16 protein-coding genes are annotated in these 16,799 nt (G+C 67.4%); 1 reads left to right on the forward strand and 15 read right to left on the reverse strand.

The annotated features are described in order from the left end of the window. Positions 1-103 precede the first annotated feature (103 nt). From JOY29_RS06755 to mdh, 14 genes are all read right to left on the reverse strand, one after another. Complete coding sequence (locus JOY29_RS06755) at positions 104-1,138, reverse strand: LLM class flavin-dependent oxidoreductase (protein ID WP_300975409.1); 1,035 nt, start codon at positions 1,136-1,138, stop codon at positions 104-106. Continuing rightward, positions 1,135-2,049 carry an alpha-L-glutamate ligase gene (locus JOY29_RS06760; RefSeq protein ID WP_300975410.1) on the reverse strand — a complete coding sequence of 305 codons (915 nt, stop codon included), beginning with the start codon at positions 2,047-2,049 and terminating at the stop codon, positions 1,135-1,137. The genes JOY29_RS06755 and JOY29_RS06760 overlap by 4 nt, the downstream gene beginning before the upstream one ends. A gap of 64 nt (positions 2,050-2,113) precedes the next feature. Then, entirely contained in the window at positions 2,114-2,488 is a 375-nt protein-coding gene (locus JOY29_RS06765; RefSeq protein WP_300975411.1) for a DUF423 domain-containing protein, read from the reverse strand. Continuing rightward, a complete protein-coding gene (locus JOY29_RS06770) occupies positions 2,485-3,909 on the reverse strand; it encodes an NAD-dependent succinate-semialdehyde dehydrogenase (protein WP_300975412.1) in 1,425 nt (474 codons plus the stop codon). The genes JOY29_RS06765 and JOY29_RS06770 overlap by 4 nt, the downstream gene beginning before the upstream one ends. 9 nt (positions 3,910-3,918) lie before the next feature. Further along, positions 3,919-4,599, reverse strand: a complete 681-nt coding sequence (locus tag JOY29_RS06775; RefSeq protein WP_300975413.1) for a PepSY domain-containing protein — start codon at positions 4,597-4,599, stop codon at positions 3,919-3,921. A 58-nt stretch (positions 4,600-4,657) separates the two neighbouring features. Next, a complete protein-coding gene (locus JOY29_RS06780; protein WP_300975414.1) occupies positions 4,658-5,053 on the reverse strand; it encodes a hypothetical protein in 396 nt (131 codons plus the stop codon). A gap of 409 nt (positions 5,054-5,462) precedes the next feature. Further along, positions 5,463-5,945, reverse strand: coding sequence for a hypothetical protein (locus JOY29_RS06785; RefSeq protein ID WP_300975415.1), 483 nt, complete (start codon positions 5,943-5,945; stop codon positions 5,463-5,465). Positions 5,946-6,020: 75 nt separating this feature from the next. After that, positions 6,021-6,494 (reverse strand): hypothetical protein, encoded by a 474-nt coding sequence (locus tag JOY29_RS06790; protein ID WP_300975416.1) that lies wholly within the window; start codon positions 6,492-6,494, stop codon positions 6,021-6,023. Between the two features lie 409 nt (positions 6,495-6,903). Next, positions 6,904-8,295: a dihydrolipoyl dehydrogenase gene (gene lpdA, locus JOY29_RS06795; protein WP_300975417.1), complete on the reverse strand. Its 1,392-nt coding sequence runs from the start codon at positions 8,293-8,295 to the stop codon at positions 6,904-6,906. Between the two features lie 101 nt (positions 8,296-8,396). Continuing rightward, on the reverse strand, positions 8,397-9,629 hold the full coding sequence (gene odhB, locus JOY29_RS06800; RefSeq protein WP_300975418.1) for a 2-oxoglutarate dehydrogenase complex dihydrolipoyllysine-residue succinyltransferase: 1,233 nt from the start codon (positions 9,627-9,629) through the stop codon (positions 8,397-8,399). Positions 9,630-9,654: 25 nt separating this feature from the next. Further along, a complete protein-coding gene (locus JOY29_RS06805) occupies positions 9,655-12,474 on the reverse strand; it encodes a 2-oxoglutarate dehydrogenase E1 component (protein WP_300975419.1) in 2,820 nt (939 codons plus the stop codon). Positions 12,475-12,566: 92 nt separating this feature from the next. Further along, entirely contained in the window at positions 12,567-13,451 is an 885-nt protein-coding gene (gene sucD, locus JOY29_RS06810; RefSeq protein ID WP_300975420.1) for a succinate--CoA ligase subunit alpha, read from the reverse strand. After that, on the reverse strand, positions 13,448-13,738 hold the full coding sequence (locus JOY29_RS06815) for a hypothetical protein (protein WP_300975421.1): 291 nt from the start codon (positions 13,736-13,738) through the stop codon (positions 13,448-13,450). Before JOY29_RS06815 ends, sucD begins: the two co-directional genes overlap by 4 nt. Continuing rightward, a complete protein-coding gene (gene mdh / locus JOY29_RS06820) occupies positions 13,738-14,700 on the reverse strand; it encodes a malate dehydrogenase (RefSeq protein WP_300975422.1) in 963 nt (320 codons plus the stop codon). The genes JOY29_RS06815 and mdh overlap by 1 nt, the downstream gene beginning before the upstream one ends. 167 nt (positions 14,701-14,867) lie before the next feature. On the opposite strand from mdh, the gene JOY29_RS06825 reads away from it, so the two are divergent. Continuing rightward, entirely contained in the window at positions 14,868-15,275 is a 408-nt protein-coding gene (locus JOY29_RS06825; RefSeq protein WP_300975424.1) for a hypothetical protein, read from the forward strand. Positions 15,276-15,364: 89 nt separating this feature from the next. On the opposite strand, the gene JOY29_RS06830 is transcribed toward JOY29_RS06825, so the two are convergent. After that, positions 15,365-16,744: a M20/M25/M40 family metallo-hydrolase gene (locus tag JOY29_RS06830; protein WP_300975425.1), complete on the reverse strand. Its 1,380-nt coding sequence runs from the start codon at positions 16,742-16,744 to the stop codon at positions 15,365-15,367. Between the last annotated feature and the right edge of the window lie 55 nt (positions 16,745-16,799).

Below are 16,799 nucleotides of genomic sequence, written 5' to 3' on the forward strand. Positions count from 1 at the left end.
CTCGGTCTATGGTTACGAAAAGGTTCATGCGCCTACCCAACGCGCATGGAAAGGCCTCGCTCCGAAGGAAAATGGTTAAGCACAAAGGCTGTATCTTTTCGGGTCAGAGCCGCCCTTCCCGCATCGGCGCCATGACCGTCTCGGCGAAGCGATCCATCTCCTCCGCCTGCGGGCTCATCTGCAGCAGGAGAAGATCCAGGCCGACCGCTTCATAGGCCCGGATCCGTTCGGCGATCTGCTCGGGCGTGCCGACCAGATTGGGGCGGAGGCCGCGGTTCGAGACGCTATATTCCTGCAGCTTGAGGGTGCGCTCCAGCTCGGTCCCCGAGAGCCACTGGTCGAAGTTGGCGAAACCCGGCGGCGGAGTCGCCGGCATGGCGGTGATCCGCTCCAGTTCGGCCTTCGCCGCTGCTTCGGTGTCGCGGACGATGGCGTAGGCTGCCATGCCGAAGGGCATCGCCGGCCCGCCGACCCCTTCCCGCCGAGCCCTCATGTCAGCGATCTTGGGCGCGATCGCCTCCACCGGATCCCCATGCATGACATAGGCGTCGCACTGGGTAGCGATCAGTGTCTTCGCCGCCTCGCTCTCGCCGCCGGCATAGACCACCGGGCGCCGCACCGGCTTGGGCGCGACGATCGCGTCACGCAGCTTGTAGCGCTCGCCATCGTGCGTGAAGCGCTGCTCGCGCCAGAGGCCGTCGACCACGGTCAGCCATTCGGCGGTGCGCGCATAGCGATCGTCATGCTGGTCGAAGGCAAGGCCATATTGCTCGGCTTCTTCCTTCCACCAGCTGCTCACCACGTTGAGCGCCAGCCGGCCATTCGAGATGCGGTCGATGTTCGCCGCCTGCTTGGCCAGAAGCGCCGGATGGTGGAAGTTGGGCCGCACCGCGACCATCAGCTCGATCCGGCTGGTCACCGCGGCCAGTGCCGCCGCCGTGCTCCAGGCGTCCAGCGCGGGTTCCTCGACCCCCTTGATGTCGTTGAGGAAGAGCTCGGCGATGAGGCTGAGGTCCCAGCCCGTCTCTTCCGAGCGGATGGTAAGGTCGCGCACCGCCTCCCAAGTCGCCGACGGGCCTTCGTCGGGATCGTTGCGGAGCCAGCCGCCGAACACCGGCATCCAGTAACCGAACCTCATGTGCGTACTCCTGCAATCCTGTCCTTGAGCCACGTCACGAGCCGGTCGTGCGGGTCCCAGCCGAGCACCTCGACCGGCTTCGCGACGAAGTTCGACAGGGCATTGATGTCGTAGAATTTAGGCGTGCCGTCGCGATCGTCGACCATCACCTCGACCCCGCCGACGTCCATGTCCATCGCCTCGGCCACGCGCTCGACCGCGGCGACGATCTCGGCCGGCGGATCGAAGACGCGCATGGCGATCGGGGTGCCCCGATCGTCGTCGCAGGCGTCGGCCGGGCAGAGGTCAAACTGCCCTGCGCCATCGACCGCGATGGCATAGAGGAAGCGACGATCAAGTGTCTCGAGCCGCCAGATGACGCCGCCCCGCGCCGGCACCGCTTCCTGCACCAGCAGCACCCGGTCGACCGACGAGGGCGCGTCACCAGCGCCCACCACCGCGGCGACTTCGGCCTCGCTGTCGAAGCGCATGATCCCGGCGCCCGAGCCGCCGACATTGGCCTTCACCAGCAGGGGATAGCCGATCTCCGCCGCCACCTTCACCAGGTCGGCGGCGCGGTGGACGACGCGGGTTCTTGGAACGGCGAGCCCAAGTCCGGAAAGCAGCGACAGCTGGCGCGCCTTGTTGCTGTCGATCGCCATCACCTCGGGACCGTTCAGGACGGTGGCGCCCTGCCGGCGCCAGTGATCAAGGAGGGCCATGGTGTAGTAGAGCGGATGCTCGGGCTCGCGCAGGAAGCTCGACATGGCAACGCGGTTGAAGATCACCTTCGCCGGCGGCGGCGAGCCTTCAGGATCGAAGGCGTGGTCGCCGACGGGGAGCTTCACATAGTCCACGCCCGCGCGATCGAGGGCGGCGAACAGCGGCTCGAACCACAGGGGGTGTTCGTAGAGGATGGCAAGCTCGGGCATTCGCTTCCTTCGATGGTGAAGTGCGGCTGCCCGAGCACGTGGGCGCGGGCGGGTTAGCGGTGGGTCAGCCCTCCCGCAAGGCCTGCCAGGCGAGGAGCAGCCAGCCGGCGATCATGGCGGTGCCGCCAAGCGGGGTGACGGCGCCGAGCCAGCGCGGGGCGCCCAGCGCCATGGCGAAGAGCGTCGCCGCGAACAGCGCCGCGCCGCCCGCCAGCAGCCATCCGGACAGAGCGAGCGGCGAGCGGGCGGAGAGGCCGATCGCCACCACCGCCACGGCATGGGGAAGCAGATAGGTCACCGCCGTCTGCCACCAGCCGAGCGCCTCCGCGTCGAGCCGGCCCTTGAGCGCGTGCGCACCGAAGGCCCCGAACGCGACCGCCACCGCCGCCAGCAGGGCGCCGGCGGCGATCAGGCTGCGGGTGGCGGCAAGCTCGCTCACGCCTGGTGGATGGCCTTGGTCACCTGATAGCTCGCCAGCCCCTCGACGCCGCCCTCGGAGCCGAAACCGCTTTCCTTGATACCGCCGAACGGCGCGTCGGCCACGGAAATGGCGAAGCTGTTGATGCCGACCATGCCGCTCTCGATCGCATCGCCGAGGCGATTGGCGCGGCGGCCATTCTCGGTGAAGACGAAGGCGGCGAGGCCGTAGGGCAGGCGGTTGGCGTTATGCAGCGCCTCTTCCTCGTCGCGGAAGCTGCGCATCAGCGCCACGGGCCCGAACGGCTCGACGTTCATCGCCTGCGCCTCGTCGGGCACGTCGGCGAGCACGGTCGGCTGGAAGAAATAGCCCCCCTGCCCCGGCTCGCCGCCGGCCAGCACGCGCGCGCCTTTCGCGCGGGCGTCGTCGACCAGGCCCTGGATGGCGGGCAGACGCCGCTCGTTGGCGAGCGGGCCCATCCTGGTCGCGGCATCGAGGCCATTGCCCATCTTCACGCCAGCCGTCCGCTCGGCAAAGCCGCGCGCGAAGGCGTCATAGATTCCCTCCTGCACGAAGAAGCGGGTCGGCGAGACGCACACCTGGCCGGCGTTCCTGAACTTCTGCGGGACCAGCATGTCGAGCGTTCGGTCGAGGTCGCAATCGTCGAATACCAGCACCGGCGCGTGGCCGCCCAATTCCATGGTGATGCGCTTCATGCCGTCGGCGGCGAGCTTCATCAGATGCTTGCCGACGCCGGTCGAGCCGGTGAAGCTGATCTTGCGGATGACGCTGCTGCCGATGAGGTGGCGCGAGACCGTGTCGGGAACGCCGTGCACCAGCTGGAACACGCCCTTGGGAATTCCGGCATCGTCGAGCGCCCGCGCGAGCGCGCCGGTGCAGCCGGGGGTCTCCTCGGGCGGCTTGGAGATGACGGTGCAGCCCGCCGCCAGCGCCGCGGCGACCTTCTTGGCGAGGAGGTAGATGGGGAAGTTCCACGGCGTGAAGGTCGCGGTCGGCCCGACGGGCTGCGGAATGACGATCGAGCGCTGGCCGGTCGGGCGGACGAGGACCCGGCCGCCGGCGCGCTTCGCTTCTTCCGCGAAATAGTCGAACATGCTGGCCGAGCCCTGCACCTCGCCGATCGCCTCGACGAGCGGCTTGCCCTGTTCCTGGGTGAGCAGCCGGCCGATCTGTTCGGACCGCTCGCGCAGCAGGTCGGCGGTCTTGTGGAGGATGGCGGCGCGCTTTTCGACGTCGGTCGCCCGCCATGCCGGCCAGGCGCGGTTCGCGGCGTCCAGCGCAGCATCGAGGTCGCCCGTGCTCGCCAGCGGCAGTTCGGCGATGGTGTCGCCGGTCGCCGGATTGATGACGGGCGCATGGTCGCCCTCGCCCTGGCGCCAGGCGCCGTCGATGAAGAGCTTCAGCTCGGCTTCATATCCCATGACCCGTATCTAGGAGCGCCGGCGGCGGGATACCAGCGGCAGCAGGACGAGGGCGAGCAGGACCGTCAGCAGCGAGAGGGCCGCGAAGCCGACCAGCAACGGGTGATGCGTGTCCTCGCGGCTGTCGAGGTCCATAATGTGGAGGCCCCACATCCAGTCGTAGATGCGCCACCAGCGGGTGCGGGTGGCGACGATCCCGCCGGTCGCGGCGTCGACATAGATGCGGGTACCGTCGGTCAGGCTGACCTGCCAGGCCGCGATGTCGCGGCGAAGGTCGAGCGGCGGGTTCGCCGGGTCGGTCCGGCTGACCGAGACGATGCGCGCCTGCCCGGTGTAGCGGCGGGCAACCTCTGCCGATGCCTCGGCGGCACTGACGGACGGAAGCAGGCGGCCGGTGACGGGGTCGGCGAGGCGGGTCGGCCCGTTGCGCACCTCGATGATCCAGCGGGGTCCGGCGGCGCGCTGTTCGAGGCTGACCCTGGCGAGGGGAAGGCCGGCGACGATCGACGGCATGACCGGCGGCGCGGCGAGGGTGACGGGATCGGCGGGGCGGAGGAGGTCGCTCCCCCGCACCTCCTCGATCGGCTTCGCCACCATGACGAGGCCGGACAGGGTCCAGAACAGCAAGGGCAGGCCGACGGCCCAACCGAGCCAGACGTGCCATCGGCGAAGGGTGCGGCGGAGGTTCATGGGTGGGTGGCCGAGAAAATAACTTCTGCCTTCAATTTCACTTTGTCCATTTCCCGCCTCAGGCCCGCCGTCCCCGGCTCTCCCGCTGCCCGACCCGGCGCACGCCCGCAAGATGCTCGAGGCGGCTCAGCATCCGCTGCATGAGCCGCGTGTCGGTTTCGCAGAAGGTCCGGAGCACGCGCCCTTCCGCGTCGACGATGACCGTGCGGGTACCGCTGAGCGCGCGGGAGAGGAGCAGGTCGTCGATCAGCGGCCGCGCGTCGAGCAGCGCCTGGTCCCACTCGGCGCGGAAGGCGGGATCGCGGTTCCTGAGAGCATAGGCGCCGCTGCGGGCACGCCGCACCGCGGCCAGCGCGGCAACGATCTTGCCGGTGTCCCGGAGCGCTTCGAGGAAGGCGGCACGGACGTCAGGCGTCCAACCGTCATGGCGGGGCTTGGAGGTGAGGTCGGGCATGCGGAAGAGGGTAAGGGAGGCGGAGGGCTGTAGGACAGCGCTTTTTGAGAGGCGGCGGCTTATGTCTGCTTTCGACCCATCCGGACGTAAGCTCACCGGCTGCTTGGCGCCCCTCGCGGTCGTTCGGAGTTACGCCGCCGGAAGTTGAACCACTCAGCCTTGGCTTAACTTACAGCCGAGCCTTGCTGCGATTCTGCCTCTCGTCCGACGATGAGGCGCAACTCAGCTGCAATCTCCAACCCGCGTTGCGGTGTAGCGTCCCTCGGTGACGTTCTCCACGGGCTTACCGGAATGCGAAGCCTCTGCCTTCGAAATTGCTGATGAACGACTACAGGCTTCAGCCGCAAGTTGAACCTTTGGCCGGGAACGTGCCCGAATGTGAATTAGAGCATCAAGATCGCGTGATCCCTTAGCATTCACCTGTCCGCTTGGCGAAGACCTTGAAGGTCTTGAGGCCCTTCAGCTCCTCCAGTTTGCCGCTATTCGTGGAGTTCGGGTCGAGCTTGCTCGTGTCCACCTCGAACTTGCCATCGACGCCGTCGGCCGCGATGGTCGCTTCGCCGACGATCTCCATGGAGCCACCGGACACACCTTCCGGTGGATTGCAGCTTCCCTTGATCGTGATGAGATTGCCCTTGCGGACCGGCTCGTCGACGCGGCAGTCCTTCAGGGTTTCGAAAGGCAGCCTGATCAGCATCAGGGGAACCCCCTTCTGGTGCAGTCCGGGGTAGACGCATTGCCAACTATTCTGCCTCATCGCTGCAGGAGTGAGCTCCATCGGCAGGTCGAAGACATATCGGCCCGGCTGTACGTCTACCGGGTTCTCCCGTGCCGCCGAGGGCTCGCAGCCGGCGAGCGGAAAGGCACAGAGGACGAAAAGCAACTGACGCATCACTATACCCCCACGTCGAACAAGATGGGCACCACTATCGGGCAAGGCCTAGCAATCGATGAATATCGGCGGCGCTCAGCAGTCGCCGACCCGGCGGGCCTCGAAGCGGAAGCGGGTGAGCTTGGTCAGGATCGATGCCTTTGTCGCATCACTGCCGGACGCTTCGATGGCGGACAGGTCGAGCTTGAAGCTGCCGGTGACCGCAGTCGGTTCAACGATCGCCTGACCTTCGACGCCCATCATGCCCTTCGCGACATCGGAGGGCGGGGTGCAGGTGCCACTGATGGTCAGGAAGTTGCCCTTGCGGACAAGCGGCTGGACCTTGCATTCGACCGCCTCGAAGGGAACGCCGATCAGCCGGTCCGCAAGAATCTTCTCGGCCCCGTCTTTGACGCAACTAGCCTTCTCCGGAACCGACTTAGACGGGAAGAAGGACGGAAGCTTGATTGCGTACAGGCCGGGCGCCGGACTGATCGGATCTTCACGGGCGGCAGGTGGTTCGCAGCCGACCAGCAGCAGCGCGGGCACGACGATCAGCCATTGGCGCAAGACACGATCCTTGAGGAACAGGAAGGCAGACGATCTGACTTCGGGTTTTCGAACGGCCACGGAATGGCAGAAATTTCTTAAGGAAATGATTTCCCCATCAGCCGCGCATACAGTTCAATTCGAGACATCAGCTAGTTAGCTAGGCGAGCGTCAGGCTTTCGACGCGGTTGCCGAAATCCGGACCAGCTGCAAACGGCCAAAGCGCGCCGTAGACGACACCTGCTAATGTCCGCTTTCCACCCTTGGCAGACATTAGCCTTGCGGTGGCTGGCCCCTCCACCACCGCGTGCCGCGGCGGTCCCCCTCCCCATTGCTGCGCAACGGGGAGGTTGAGGAAGCGGGACGCTGGATCGGGTTTGGGGTGACGAGAGCCGGAAGGCACTGGGCTCCTGCTTTCGCAGGAGAACAGCTAGATGTGGATCGGCTTGCCCTGAACCGCCATCGCCGCTTCCTTGAAGGCTTCGGCGTGGGTCGGGTGGGCGTGGCAGGTGTAGGCGATGTCTTCGGACGTGGCGCCGAATTCCATCGCCTGCGCGGCCTGCGCGATCATCGTGCCGGCGAGGTTGCTGATCATCCACACGCCGAGCACGCGGTCGGTCTTCGCATCGGCGATGACCTTGACCAGACCGTCGGGCTCGCCGTTGGTCTTGGCGCGGCTGTTGGCCATCATCGGGAACTTGCCGACCTTGACCTCGCCGCCCGCGCGCGCCTGCTCCTCGGTCAGGCCGACGCCGGCGATCTCGGGCGTGGTGTAGACGACGCTGGGGATGATGGCGTGGTTCACGATGCCGGTCTGGCCGGCGATGTTCTCGGCCACCGCAATGCCCTCGTCCTCAGCCTTGTGGGCAAGCATCGGGCCGGGGATGACGTCGCCGATCGCCCAGATGCCGGGGACGGCCGTGCGGAAGCTGTGGTCGGTCTCGATCTGGCCCTTGCCGTTGAGCGAAAGGCCGGCGGCGTCGAGGCCTAGGCCCTCGGTGTTCGGGCGGCGGCCGATGGAGACGAGGACGTGGCTGGCCTCGATCGTCTCGGCCGCGCCGCCTTTCGCCGGCTCGACGGTGAGGAAGACCTTGTCGCCCTGCCGCTCGGCGCCGGTGACCTTGGTACCGAGCCGGTATTCGAAGCCCTGGCGCTTGAAGATCTTGTTCGATTCCTTGCGGATCTCCTCGTCCATGCCGGGGAGGATCTGGTCGAGATATTCGACCACGGTGACCTTGGCGCCGAGACGCCGCCAGACCGAGCCGAGCTCGAGCCCGATCACGCCGCCGCCGATGACGACGAGGTGGCTGGGCACTTCGGGAAGCTCGAGCGCGCCGGTCGAATCGACGATCCTTTCCTGGTCGATCGCGACGCCCGGAAGCGGGGTGACCGACGAGCCGGTGGCGACGACGATGTTCTTGGCGCGCACGGTCTGGCCGGCGACCTCGACCGTGTCGGCAGCGGTGAACCTGGCGAGGCCCTTCAGCCAGGTCACCTTGTTCTTCTTGAACAGGAATTCGATGCCCTTGGTGAGCCCGCCGACCGCTTCGACCCGGCCCTTCTGCATGGTCGGAATGTCGATCGAGAACTGGCCCTTGATGCCCCACTTCTCGAAGTGGCCGTGGGCGGCTTCCTCGAACAGTTCGGAGGCGTGGAGAAGGGCCTTGGACGGGATGCAGCCGACGTTGAGGCAGGTGCCGCCCAATGTCTCGCGGCTTTCGGCGCAGGCGGTCCGGAGGCCGAGCTGCGCGGCGCGGATCGCCGCCACATAGCCGCCGGGGCCGGCGCCGATCACCAGGACGTCATAGTCGTAGTCGGACATTTGCTTTCCTTGTTCCCCGGCGAAGGCAGGGGTCCAGCTTAGATAGGTTCATGGCGCTGCCGCGCCATCCTGGGCCCCGGCCTTCTCCGGGGTGCAGGCAGTTACAGATCGATCAGCAGTCGGGTCGGGTCCTCGATCGCTTCCTTGATGCGGACGAGGAAGGTGACCGCCTCGCGGCCGTCGACTAGGCGGTGGTCGTAGGAGAGAGCGAGGTACATCATCGGGCGGGCGACGATCTGGCCGTCCTTGACCACCGGCCGCTCCTCGATGCGGTGGAGGCCGAGCACGGCGCTCTGCGGCGGGTTGATGATCGGGGTCGACATCAGGCTGCCGAACACGCCGCCGTTGGAGATGGTGAAGGTGCCGCCCTTCATGTCGTCGGCGGTCAGCGTACCCGCCTTGGCGCGGCTGCCGAAGTCGGCGATGGTGCGCTCGATCTCGGCGAAGCTCATCTGGTCGGCGGAGCGGACGACCGGAACCACCAGGCCCTTGGGCGCGGACACCGCGACCGAGACGTCGAGGTAATTGTGATAGACGATCTCGTCGCCCTCGATGCGGGCATTGACTGAGGGAACGTCGCGGGCGGCGAGCGCGGCGGCCTTGGTGAAGAAGCCCATGAAGCCGAGGCGGATGCCGTGCTTCTTCTCGAACAGGTCCTTGTAGCGGGTGCGGGCCGCGATCACCTCGGTCATGTCAACGTCGTTGAACGTCGTCAGCAGCGCGGCGGTGTTCTGCGCTTCCTTCAGCCGGTTGGCGATGGTCTGGCGCAGGCGGGTCATCTTGATCCGCTCTTCGCTGCGTTCGCCGCGCGGGGTGGCGGGTGCGGCGGCCTGGGCCGGAGCCGCAGCGGGAGCCGGAGCGGCTGCCGGGGCCTTCGCCTTGGCGACGTCTTCCTTGGTCAGGCGGCCGTCCTTGCCGGTGCCGGTGAGGCCGGCGGGGTCGACGCCGCTTTCCTGGACGGCGCGGCGGACGGCGGGGCTGAGGCGGAGGGCCTGGGCCTGCTCGTCCGTGATCTCGCCCGACTTGGCGGCCGGGGCCGGGGCGGCCGTGGCAGGAGCCGCTTCCCCCTGGGCCGGGGCGGCAGCAGCAGCGCCGCCGCCTTCGCCGATGGTCGCGATCACCGCGCCGACGTTGACGGTGTCGCCCTCGGCGACCAGCGCCTCACCGAACACGCCGGCGACCGGCGACGGCACGTCCACGCTGACCTTGTCGGTCTCGAGGCTGGCGATCGGTTCATCGGCCGCGACGGGATCGCCGGGCTTCTTCAGCCATGCGCCAAGCGTCGCTTCGGTGATGCTCTCGCCCAGTGCCGGGACTTTGACTTCGATGCCCATGCTTCTCCCTCAGGCCCTTATCGGCTCACGCATTCGCCTTGCCGGCGTGGCGGACCGTATCCGTGGCCGCCTTGGTCGCCTCGTCCCGGGCACCACCCGTCCCGAGCGCTTCGGCGATCAACGTGCTTTGTTCGGCGACATGCCGCTTGGCAAGGCCGGTCGCCGGCGACGCCGAGGCGGAACGGCCCGCGTAGGTCGGCCGGAAGCCCTTGCCGGCGGCCCTGAGGCATTCCTCGAGGAACGGCTCGACGAAGAACCAGCTGCCGTTGTTGCGCGGCTCTTCCTGGCACCAGACCAGTTGCTCGAGGCCGGTCATGGCGGCGAGGCGCTTGACCAGGGGCTCGGCCGGGAACGGGTAGAGCTGCTCGATGCGGAGGATCTCGACGTCGCCGAGGCCGGCCTCGTCGCGCGCTTCCATCAGCTCGTAGGCGACCTTGCCCGAGCAGAGGACGACGCGGCGCGTCTGGCTGGGCGGGTTGAGGTCGGACAGGATGCGCTTGAAGTGGCTGTCGCCGCTGAAATCGCCGATTGCCGACACCGCCAGCTTGTGGCGAAGCAGGCTCTTGGGCGTCATTACCACCAGCGGCTTGCGGAAGTCGCGGCGCAGCTGGCGGCGCAGCAGGTGGAAATAGTTGGCCGGGGTGGTCGGGTAAGCGACCTGGATATTGTCCTCGGCGCAGAGCTGCAGGTAGCGCTCCAGGCGGGCGGACGAATGCTCCGGCCCCTGCCCCTCGAACCCGTGCGGAAGCAGCATGACGAGGCCGCTGGCGCGCAGCCACTTGGCTTCGCCGCTGGCGATGAACTGGTCGATGATCACCTGCGCGCCATTGGCGAAATCGCCGAACTGGGCTTCCCACAGCACCAGCGTGCGCGGGTCGGCGAGGCTGTAGCCATATTCGAAGCCGAGCACGCCGAATTCGGAAAGCGGGCTGTCGCGGACCTCGAAGCGGCCGCCCTCGATGCCGGTCAGGGGCACATATTTGGCGCCGGTCTGCTGGTCGGTCCAGACCGCGTGGCGGTGGCTGAAGGTGCCGCGGCCGCTGTCCTGGCCCGACAGGCGGACATTCTGGCCCTCGGCGATGAGGGTCCCGAACGCCAGCGCTTCGGCGGTCGCCCAGTCGAACCCTGAGCCGCTGTCGAACATCGCCTTCTTAGCATCGAGGATGCGCTGCAGCGTCTTGTGGACGGAGAGGCCTTCGGGAACGACGGTCAGCTGCTTGCCGAGCGCACGGACCTGGTCCTCTGCGACCGCGGTGCCGATGTTGCGGCGGCCCTCGACCGGCTCGGCCGGACGGTTGAGCCCAGCCCAGCGGCCTTCGAACCAGTCGGCCTTGTTCGGAAGGTAGGTGGCGCCGGCGTCGAACTCGGTCTCGAGATGCGCGACGAATTCGGCGGTCTTGCCGTCGATCCAGGCCTGGTCGACGACGCCCGCCGCGACCAGCCGGTCGCCGTAGAGCTTGCTGACCGGCGGATGCTTGCGGATTGCGTCGTACATCAGCGGCTGGGTGAAGCTCGGCTCGTCGCCCTCGTTGTGGCCGAAGCGGCGATAGCACCACATGTCGATGACGATGTCGCGGTTGAACGCCTGCCGGAACTCGGTCGCGAGCTTGCAGGCGAAGGTGACCGCTTCGGGATCGTCGCCGTTGACGTGCAGGATCGGCGCCTGGATGCCCTTGGCCACGTCCGACGGATAGGGCGACGAACGCGCGAACTGGGGCGAGGTGGTGAAGCCCACCTGGTTGTTGATGACGAAGTGGATGCAGCCGCCGATGCCGTAGCCGGGCAGGCCGGAGAAGCTGAGGCATTCCCAGACGATGCCCTGGCCGGCGAAGGCGGCGTCGCCGTGCAGCAGGACCGGCAGGACCTTGTCGCCTTCCTCGTCGCCCTTGATCACCTGCACCGCGCGCGCCTTGCCGAGCACGACCGGGTTGACGGCTTCGAGGTGCGAGGGATTGGCCTGCAGCGAGAGATGGACCTGAACGCCATCGAATTCGCGGTCCGACGAGGTGCCGAGGTGATATTTGACGTCGCCCGAACCGCCGACGTCCTTCGGGTTGGCGCTTCCGCCCGCGAATTCGTTGAAGATGGCGCGGTAGGGCTTGCCCATGACGTTGGCGAGGACGTTGAGCCGGCCGCGATGGGCCATTCCGACGACGATCTCCTCGACCCCCGCCTGCCCGCCATATTTGATCACCGCTTCCAGCGCCGGGATCATGCTCTCGCCGCCGTCGAGGCCGAAGCGCTTGGTCCCGACATATTTGCGGGCGAGGAACTTCTCCCACTGCTCGCCGTGGATCACCTTCTCGAGGATCGCCTGCTTGCCCTCGGGCGTGAAATTCACGCCCTTGTCGCGACCTTCCATCCGTTCCTGCAGGAAGCGCCGCTCCGCAAGATCGTTGATGTGCATATATTCGAGGCCGATCTTGCCGCAGTAGTTGGCGCGCAGGATGGCGACGATCTCGCGGACGGAGGCGGACTCGAGCCCGAGATTGCCGCCGATGAAGATCGGCCGGTCGAGGTCGGCGGCGGTGAAGCCGTGATATTCGGGGGTGAGGTCGGCCGGAAGCTCGCGCTTGGCGAGGCCGAGGGGATCGAGGTCGGCGGCGAGATGCCCGCGCACCCGGTAGGTGCGGATCAGCATCATCGCGCGGATCGAGTCCTCGGCAGCGCGGCGGACCTCGGCCTCGGAAGCGCCAGAAGCGGCGGCCTGCGCCTTGGCTCCCTTGGCGACCTTCTCGATCGCGGCCTGGGTGGGATCGAGACCCCCGTTGAGATCGTCGAGATCAGCCAGCGGCCAGTTCTGCCGCTGCCAGCTCGGTCCTTGCTCGGTCTCGTAAGCGTCCATCACCGCCTCTTCGTGCTTCGGCCCAAGCCGAAGCGCAGTCCTCTTTGTCGCGACCCCGAGGGAATTCTGACCCCGACCTTCGTCGGGTAGGGTCAGCCCTGCAGCAGTTCCTTCAGCGTCTTGCCAAGCTCAGATGGGCTCGGGCTGACGCGAATGCCAGCCGCTTCCATCGCCGCGATCTTCGATTCCGCATCGCCCTTGCCGCCCGAGACGATCGCGCCGGCATGGCCCATGCGCCGGCCCGGAGGCGCGGTGCGGCCGGCGATGAAGCCGACGGTGGGTTTGGAGCGGCCGCGCTTGGCCTCATCCGCCAGGAACTGGGCCGCTTCCTCTTCGGCCGAGCCGCCGATCTCGCCGATCATGATGATCGACTTGGTCTCGTCGTCAGCAAGGAACAGTTCGAGCATGTCGATGAACTCGGTGCCCTTGACCGGATCGCCGCCGATGCCGACCGCGGTGGTCTGGCCGAGGCCCTCGTTCGAGGTCTGGAACACGGCTTCGTAGGTGAGGGTCCCGGAGCGCGAGACGACGCCGACGCTGCCCTTCTTGAAGATGTTGCCCGGCATGATGCCGATCTTGCACTCTTCCGGCGTGAGGACGCCGGGGCAGTTCGGGCCGATCAGGCGCGACTTCGAACCGTCGAGCGCGCGCTTGACCTTGACCATGTCGAGCACCGGAATGCCCTCGGTGATGCAGACGATCAGCGGGACTTGCGCATCGATCGCCTCGAGGATCGAGTCCGCGGCGAAGGGCGGCGGAACGTAGATGACCGAGGCGTCGGCGCCGGTCCTGGCGACGGCTTCCTCGACCGTGTCGAACACCGGCAGGCCGATGTGGGTGGTGCCGCCCTTACCGGGCGTCACGCCGCCGACCATCTGCGTGCCGTAGGCGAGCGCCTGCTCGGTGTGGAAGGTGCCGGTCTCACCGGTCATGCCCTGCGTGATGACCTTGGTGTTACGGTTTACGAGAATGCTCATTCTGCCTCTTCAACCCTTCTGTTCTCGTAGTAGCGATCGCCACGTCGCTTTAGATATTCGGAAGCAGCAAGATAACCAGCGATTCCGCCGAGCAATGCTGCTTGGTCCCAGAACTCGGCCCACCAGCTAGAGTAGCCAACGTCGCGTCCCAGCGCCGGGATGCGGCCGCCAGAAGCCACAACAGGAACATAGAAGAGCACGAGCAAAGCGCGCGCCAAGCTCTTCGAGAGCAATCTCGCGAGAGCGAAGATGCCGAAGAGGATCAGGGCGCTCGCAACGATGGCCACTACGCCAGGCTCGGCTCGATCTGCTTGCAGGCTTCGAGCAGGCCCTTCACTTCGCCGACGCTGACGGCGAGGTTGGCCTTCTGCTCTTCGTCCAGCTCGATCTCGATCACTTCCTCGGCACCGCCCGCGCCGATCACGACCGGGACACCGACGTAGAGGCCGTCGAGGCCGTACTTGCCGTCGACCCGGACGGCGCAGGGGAGGATGCGCTTCTGGTCGCCCAGATAGGCTTCGGCCATGGCGATCGCGCTGGTGGCCGGAGCGTAATAGGCCGAGCCGGTCTTGAGCAGGGCGACGATCTCGCCGCCGCCGCCGCGGGTGCGCTTGACGATGGCGTCGATGGCTTCCTTGGACGAGCGGCCCATCTTGACGAGGTCGTCGACCGGGATGCCGCTGACCGTGGTGTAGCTGGTGACCGGGACCATCGTGTCGCCGTGGCCGCCGAGGACGAAGGCGTTCACGTCGCGGACGCTGACCTTGAACTCTTCCGCGAGGAAGGTGGCGAAGCGGGCCGAGTCCAGCACGCCGGCCATGCCGACGACCTTCTCGGCGGGAAGGCCGGAGAACTCACGAAGCGCCCACACCATCGCATCCAGGGGATTGGTGATGCAGATGACGAAGGCGTCAGGAGCATGCGCCTTGATGCCCTCGCCGACGGCCTTCATCACCTTGAGGTTGATGCCCAGCAGGTCGTCGCGGCTCATGCCCGGCTTGCGCGGCACGCCGGCGGTGACGATCACCACGTCGGCCCCGGCAATGTCGGCATAGTCGTTGGTGCCGGTGATCTTCGCGTCGAAGCCCTCGATCGGGCCGCACTGGCTGAGGTCGAGCGCCTTGCCCTGCGGAATGCCCTCGGCGATGTCGAACAGGACGATGTCGCCCAGTTCCTTCTTGGCGGCGAGGTGGGCGAGGGTTCCGCCGATCATGCCGGCGCCGACGAGGGCGATCTTCTTGCGGGCCATGGGACTCCGTCTGTCTAGCGAGAATGGCCGCCGGGAAGGGCGACCGGGTCGGCCGCGCCTCTAGCCCGAGGGAGCGAAAGGGGCAACCGCAAGAGCCCTGCTTTCGTTGCAGGATATGAACGGATGCGTCACAATCGGTTCAGAGCCGAGGCAATAGGAAGGCAGGCATGAAACAGCATCTCCTGATCGGCGGCGCCCTGGCGCTCGCCTTCACCGCGGCGGCGCCGGCCGCCGCCCAGCCCGACCATGCCGGTCATGGCAAGCATGGGGCCAAGCATCAGCAGGCCCATGGCTACAATCAGCCGGGCTGCCCGCCGGGCCTGGCCAAGAAGAACAATGGCTGCCTGCCGCCGGGGCAGGCGAAGAAGCTGGGCGTCGGCCAGCGCTACGCCGACAGCTACGGCTATCGCCGCTACCGCTACGACGCGCTGCCGTACGAGGTCCGCAACCGCTACTTCGGCGACCGGCCGGACTATTACGACAACTACAATTATTATTACGACCAGGGATCGCTCTACCGGGTCGATCCGCGCACCCTGGTGGTCGAGCAGATCATCAACGCGATCCTGCGCTGAGCCGACAGGGCTGAGCCGACGAGGGCTGAGCCGACACGGCTGAACCTGCGGGGGCCGTCCGGGCGACCGGGCGGCCCTTTCGCGTGGCGCTAGCCGGCAACCCTCTTCAGCATCTCGATCCAGATCGGCACCTGGCCGTGAAAGCCTTCGACGAGCACCCGCTCGTCGAGGCCGTGGGCGTTGGTGTGTTCGCCGACGATGCTCCACAGGCCGCCGAAGCCATAGACCGGAATGCCCGCCGCCCGCAGATAGGCGCCGTCGGTTGCGCCGGCCGACTGGAAGGGCAGCACCGGCGCATCCTTGAAGCGGGTGGCGACGGCAGCCTTGTAGGCGTCGAGCACATCGGCGCGGATCGGGCTGGGCGCGGTTTCGGGCGTGGTCGAGTCGGCGATGGTGGTGACGGTGACGTCCGCGCCGGCGAGCTGCTGGAGGTCCCGGCGGGTCTGCTCGATTCCGACGCCCGGGAAGATGCGGCAGTTGACGTTGGCCTCGGCCTTCTGCGGCAGGGCGTTGGGCGCATGGCCGCCGGACAGCATGGTGGCGACGCAGCGGGTGCGGGTCTCGCCCGGCTCGGTCGCCTCGAGGAGGTCGGCCGCCTCGCGGTCCCTGGGATCGGCGAGGAAGCGACGGATGAGCTCGCCCTGCCGGCCGCCGTCCCGCGCCGCGGTCTGTTCGAAGGTGGCGCGGGTGGCGTCGTTGATCATCGGCGCGAAGCGATGCCGCTCGAGCGCGGCCAGCGCATTGGCAAGCGCATAGATGGCATTGTCGGGGCGCGGACGGCTGCTGTGGCCGCCCCGGTTGACGGCGGTCAGGCGATAGTCGGCATAGGTCTTCTCGGCGATCTGCATGCCCCAGGCCTCGACCCGGCCGTCCTTGAACACCGACCCGCCGCCGGCATCGCCGTTCAACGCATATTCGGCATCGATCAGGCTGCGCCATTCGGTCGCGGCGCGGCGGACGCTGTGCATCGCCGTCTCCTCGTCGCCGGTGAACAGGATGACGATGTCGCGGTTCGGCTGCCAGCCCTGCGCCTTCAGTCCCTGCAGGGCGAGGACGATCCCGGTCAGCGCCGCCTTGTTGTCGGCGGAGCCGCGGCCGAGATAATAGCCGCCTTCCTCCCGGAACTGGAAAGGCGGGTTCTTCCAGTCTGACGCCTTGGCCTCGACCACGTCCATGTGGGCGAGGAGCAGGATCGGCTTCCTGCCCGTCGGGCGCGGGCTCTTCCACCGGGCGATCAACGTCTGCGTATTGTCATGGTCCTTGACGACCACGTCGCGAATGCCGGCCCTGGCCAGTTCGCCGGTGAGCAGGCGGGTGAGCTTGCGGAACTCGTCCGGGCGGCCGGCCACCGTCTGCGCCTCGACGACCTGCCTGAACAAGGCCCGCTCGGCGGCGCGATCGGGCGCCTGAGCGCGGGCCGGCGAAGCGGCGAGCGCGACCAGGGCAAACAGACCCAAGGCTTTGGACACGGCACTTCCCCCTCCTGAAGAGCGGGCAGGCTAGGCCCTCATGCCGGTCGGACTC

It is taken from the genome of Sphingomonas sp. LHG3406-1, from assembly GCF_029637485.1.
Classification (GTDB): Bacteria; Pseudomonadota; Alphaproteobacteria; order Sphingomonadales; family Sphingomonadaceae; genus Sphingomicrobium.

Bases quoted from the DNA above. Each gene is read 5' to 3' on its own strand.
- mdh (WP_300975422.1), bottom strand. From the start codon at position 14,700: ATGGCCCGCAAGAAGATCGCCCTCGTCGGCGCCGGCATGATCGGCGGA.
- odhB (WP_300975418.1), bottom strand. From the start codon at position 9,629: ATGGGCATCGAAGTCAAAGTCCCGGCACTGGGCGAGAGCATCACCGAA.
- JOY29_RS06770 (WP_300975412.1), bottom strand. From the start codon at position 3,909: ATGGGATATGAAGCCGAGCTGAAGCTCTTCATCGACGGCGCCTGGCGC.
- JOY29_RS06755 (WP_300975409.1), bottom strand. From the start codon at position 1,138: ATGAGGTTCGGTTACTGGATGCCGGTGTTCGGCGGCTGGCTCCGCAAC.
- JOY29_RS06785 (WP_300975415.1), bottom strand. From the start codon at position 5,945: ATGCGTCAGTTGCTTTTCGTCCTCTGTGCCTTTCCGCTCGCCGGCTGC.
- JOY29_RS06780 (WP_300975414.1), bottom strand. From the start codon at position 5,053: ATGCCCGACCTCACCTCCAAGCCCCGCCATGACGGTTGGACGCCTGAC.
- JOY29_RS06805 (WP_300975419.1), bottom strand. From the start codon at position 12,474: ATGGACGCTTACGAGACCGAGCAAGGACCGAGCTGGCAGCGGCAGAAC.
- JOY29_RS06760 (WP_300975410.1), bottom strand. From the start codon at position 2,049: ATGCCCGAGCTTGCCATCCTCTACGAACACCCCCTGTGGTTCGAGCCG.
- sucD (WP_300975420.1), bottom strand. From the start codon at position 13,451: ATGAGCATTCTCGTAAACCGTAACACCAAGGTCATCACGCAGGGCATG.
- JOY29_RS06775 (WP_300975413.1), bottom strand. From the start codon at position 4,599: ATGAACCTCCGCCGCACCCTTCGCCGATGGCACGTCTGGCTCGGTTGG.
- JOY29_RS06825 (WP_300975424.1), top strand. From the start codon at position 14,868: ATGAAACAGCATCTCCTGATCGGCGGCGCCCTGGCGCTCGCCTTCACC.
- lpdA (WP_300975417.1), bottom strand. From the start codon at position 8,295: ATGTCCGACTACGACTATGACGTCCTGGTGATCGGCGCCGGCCCCGGC.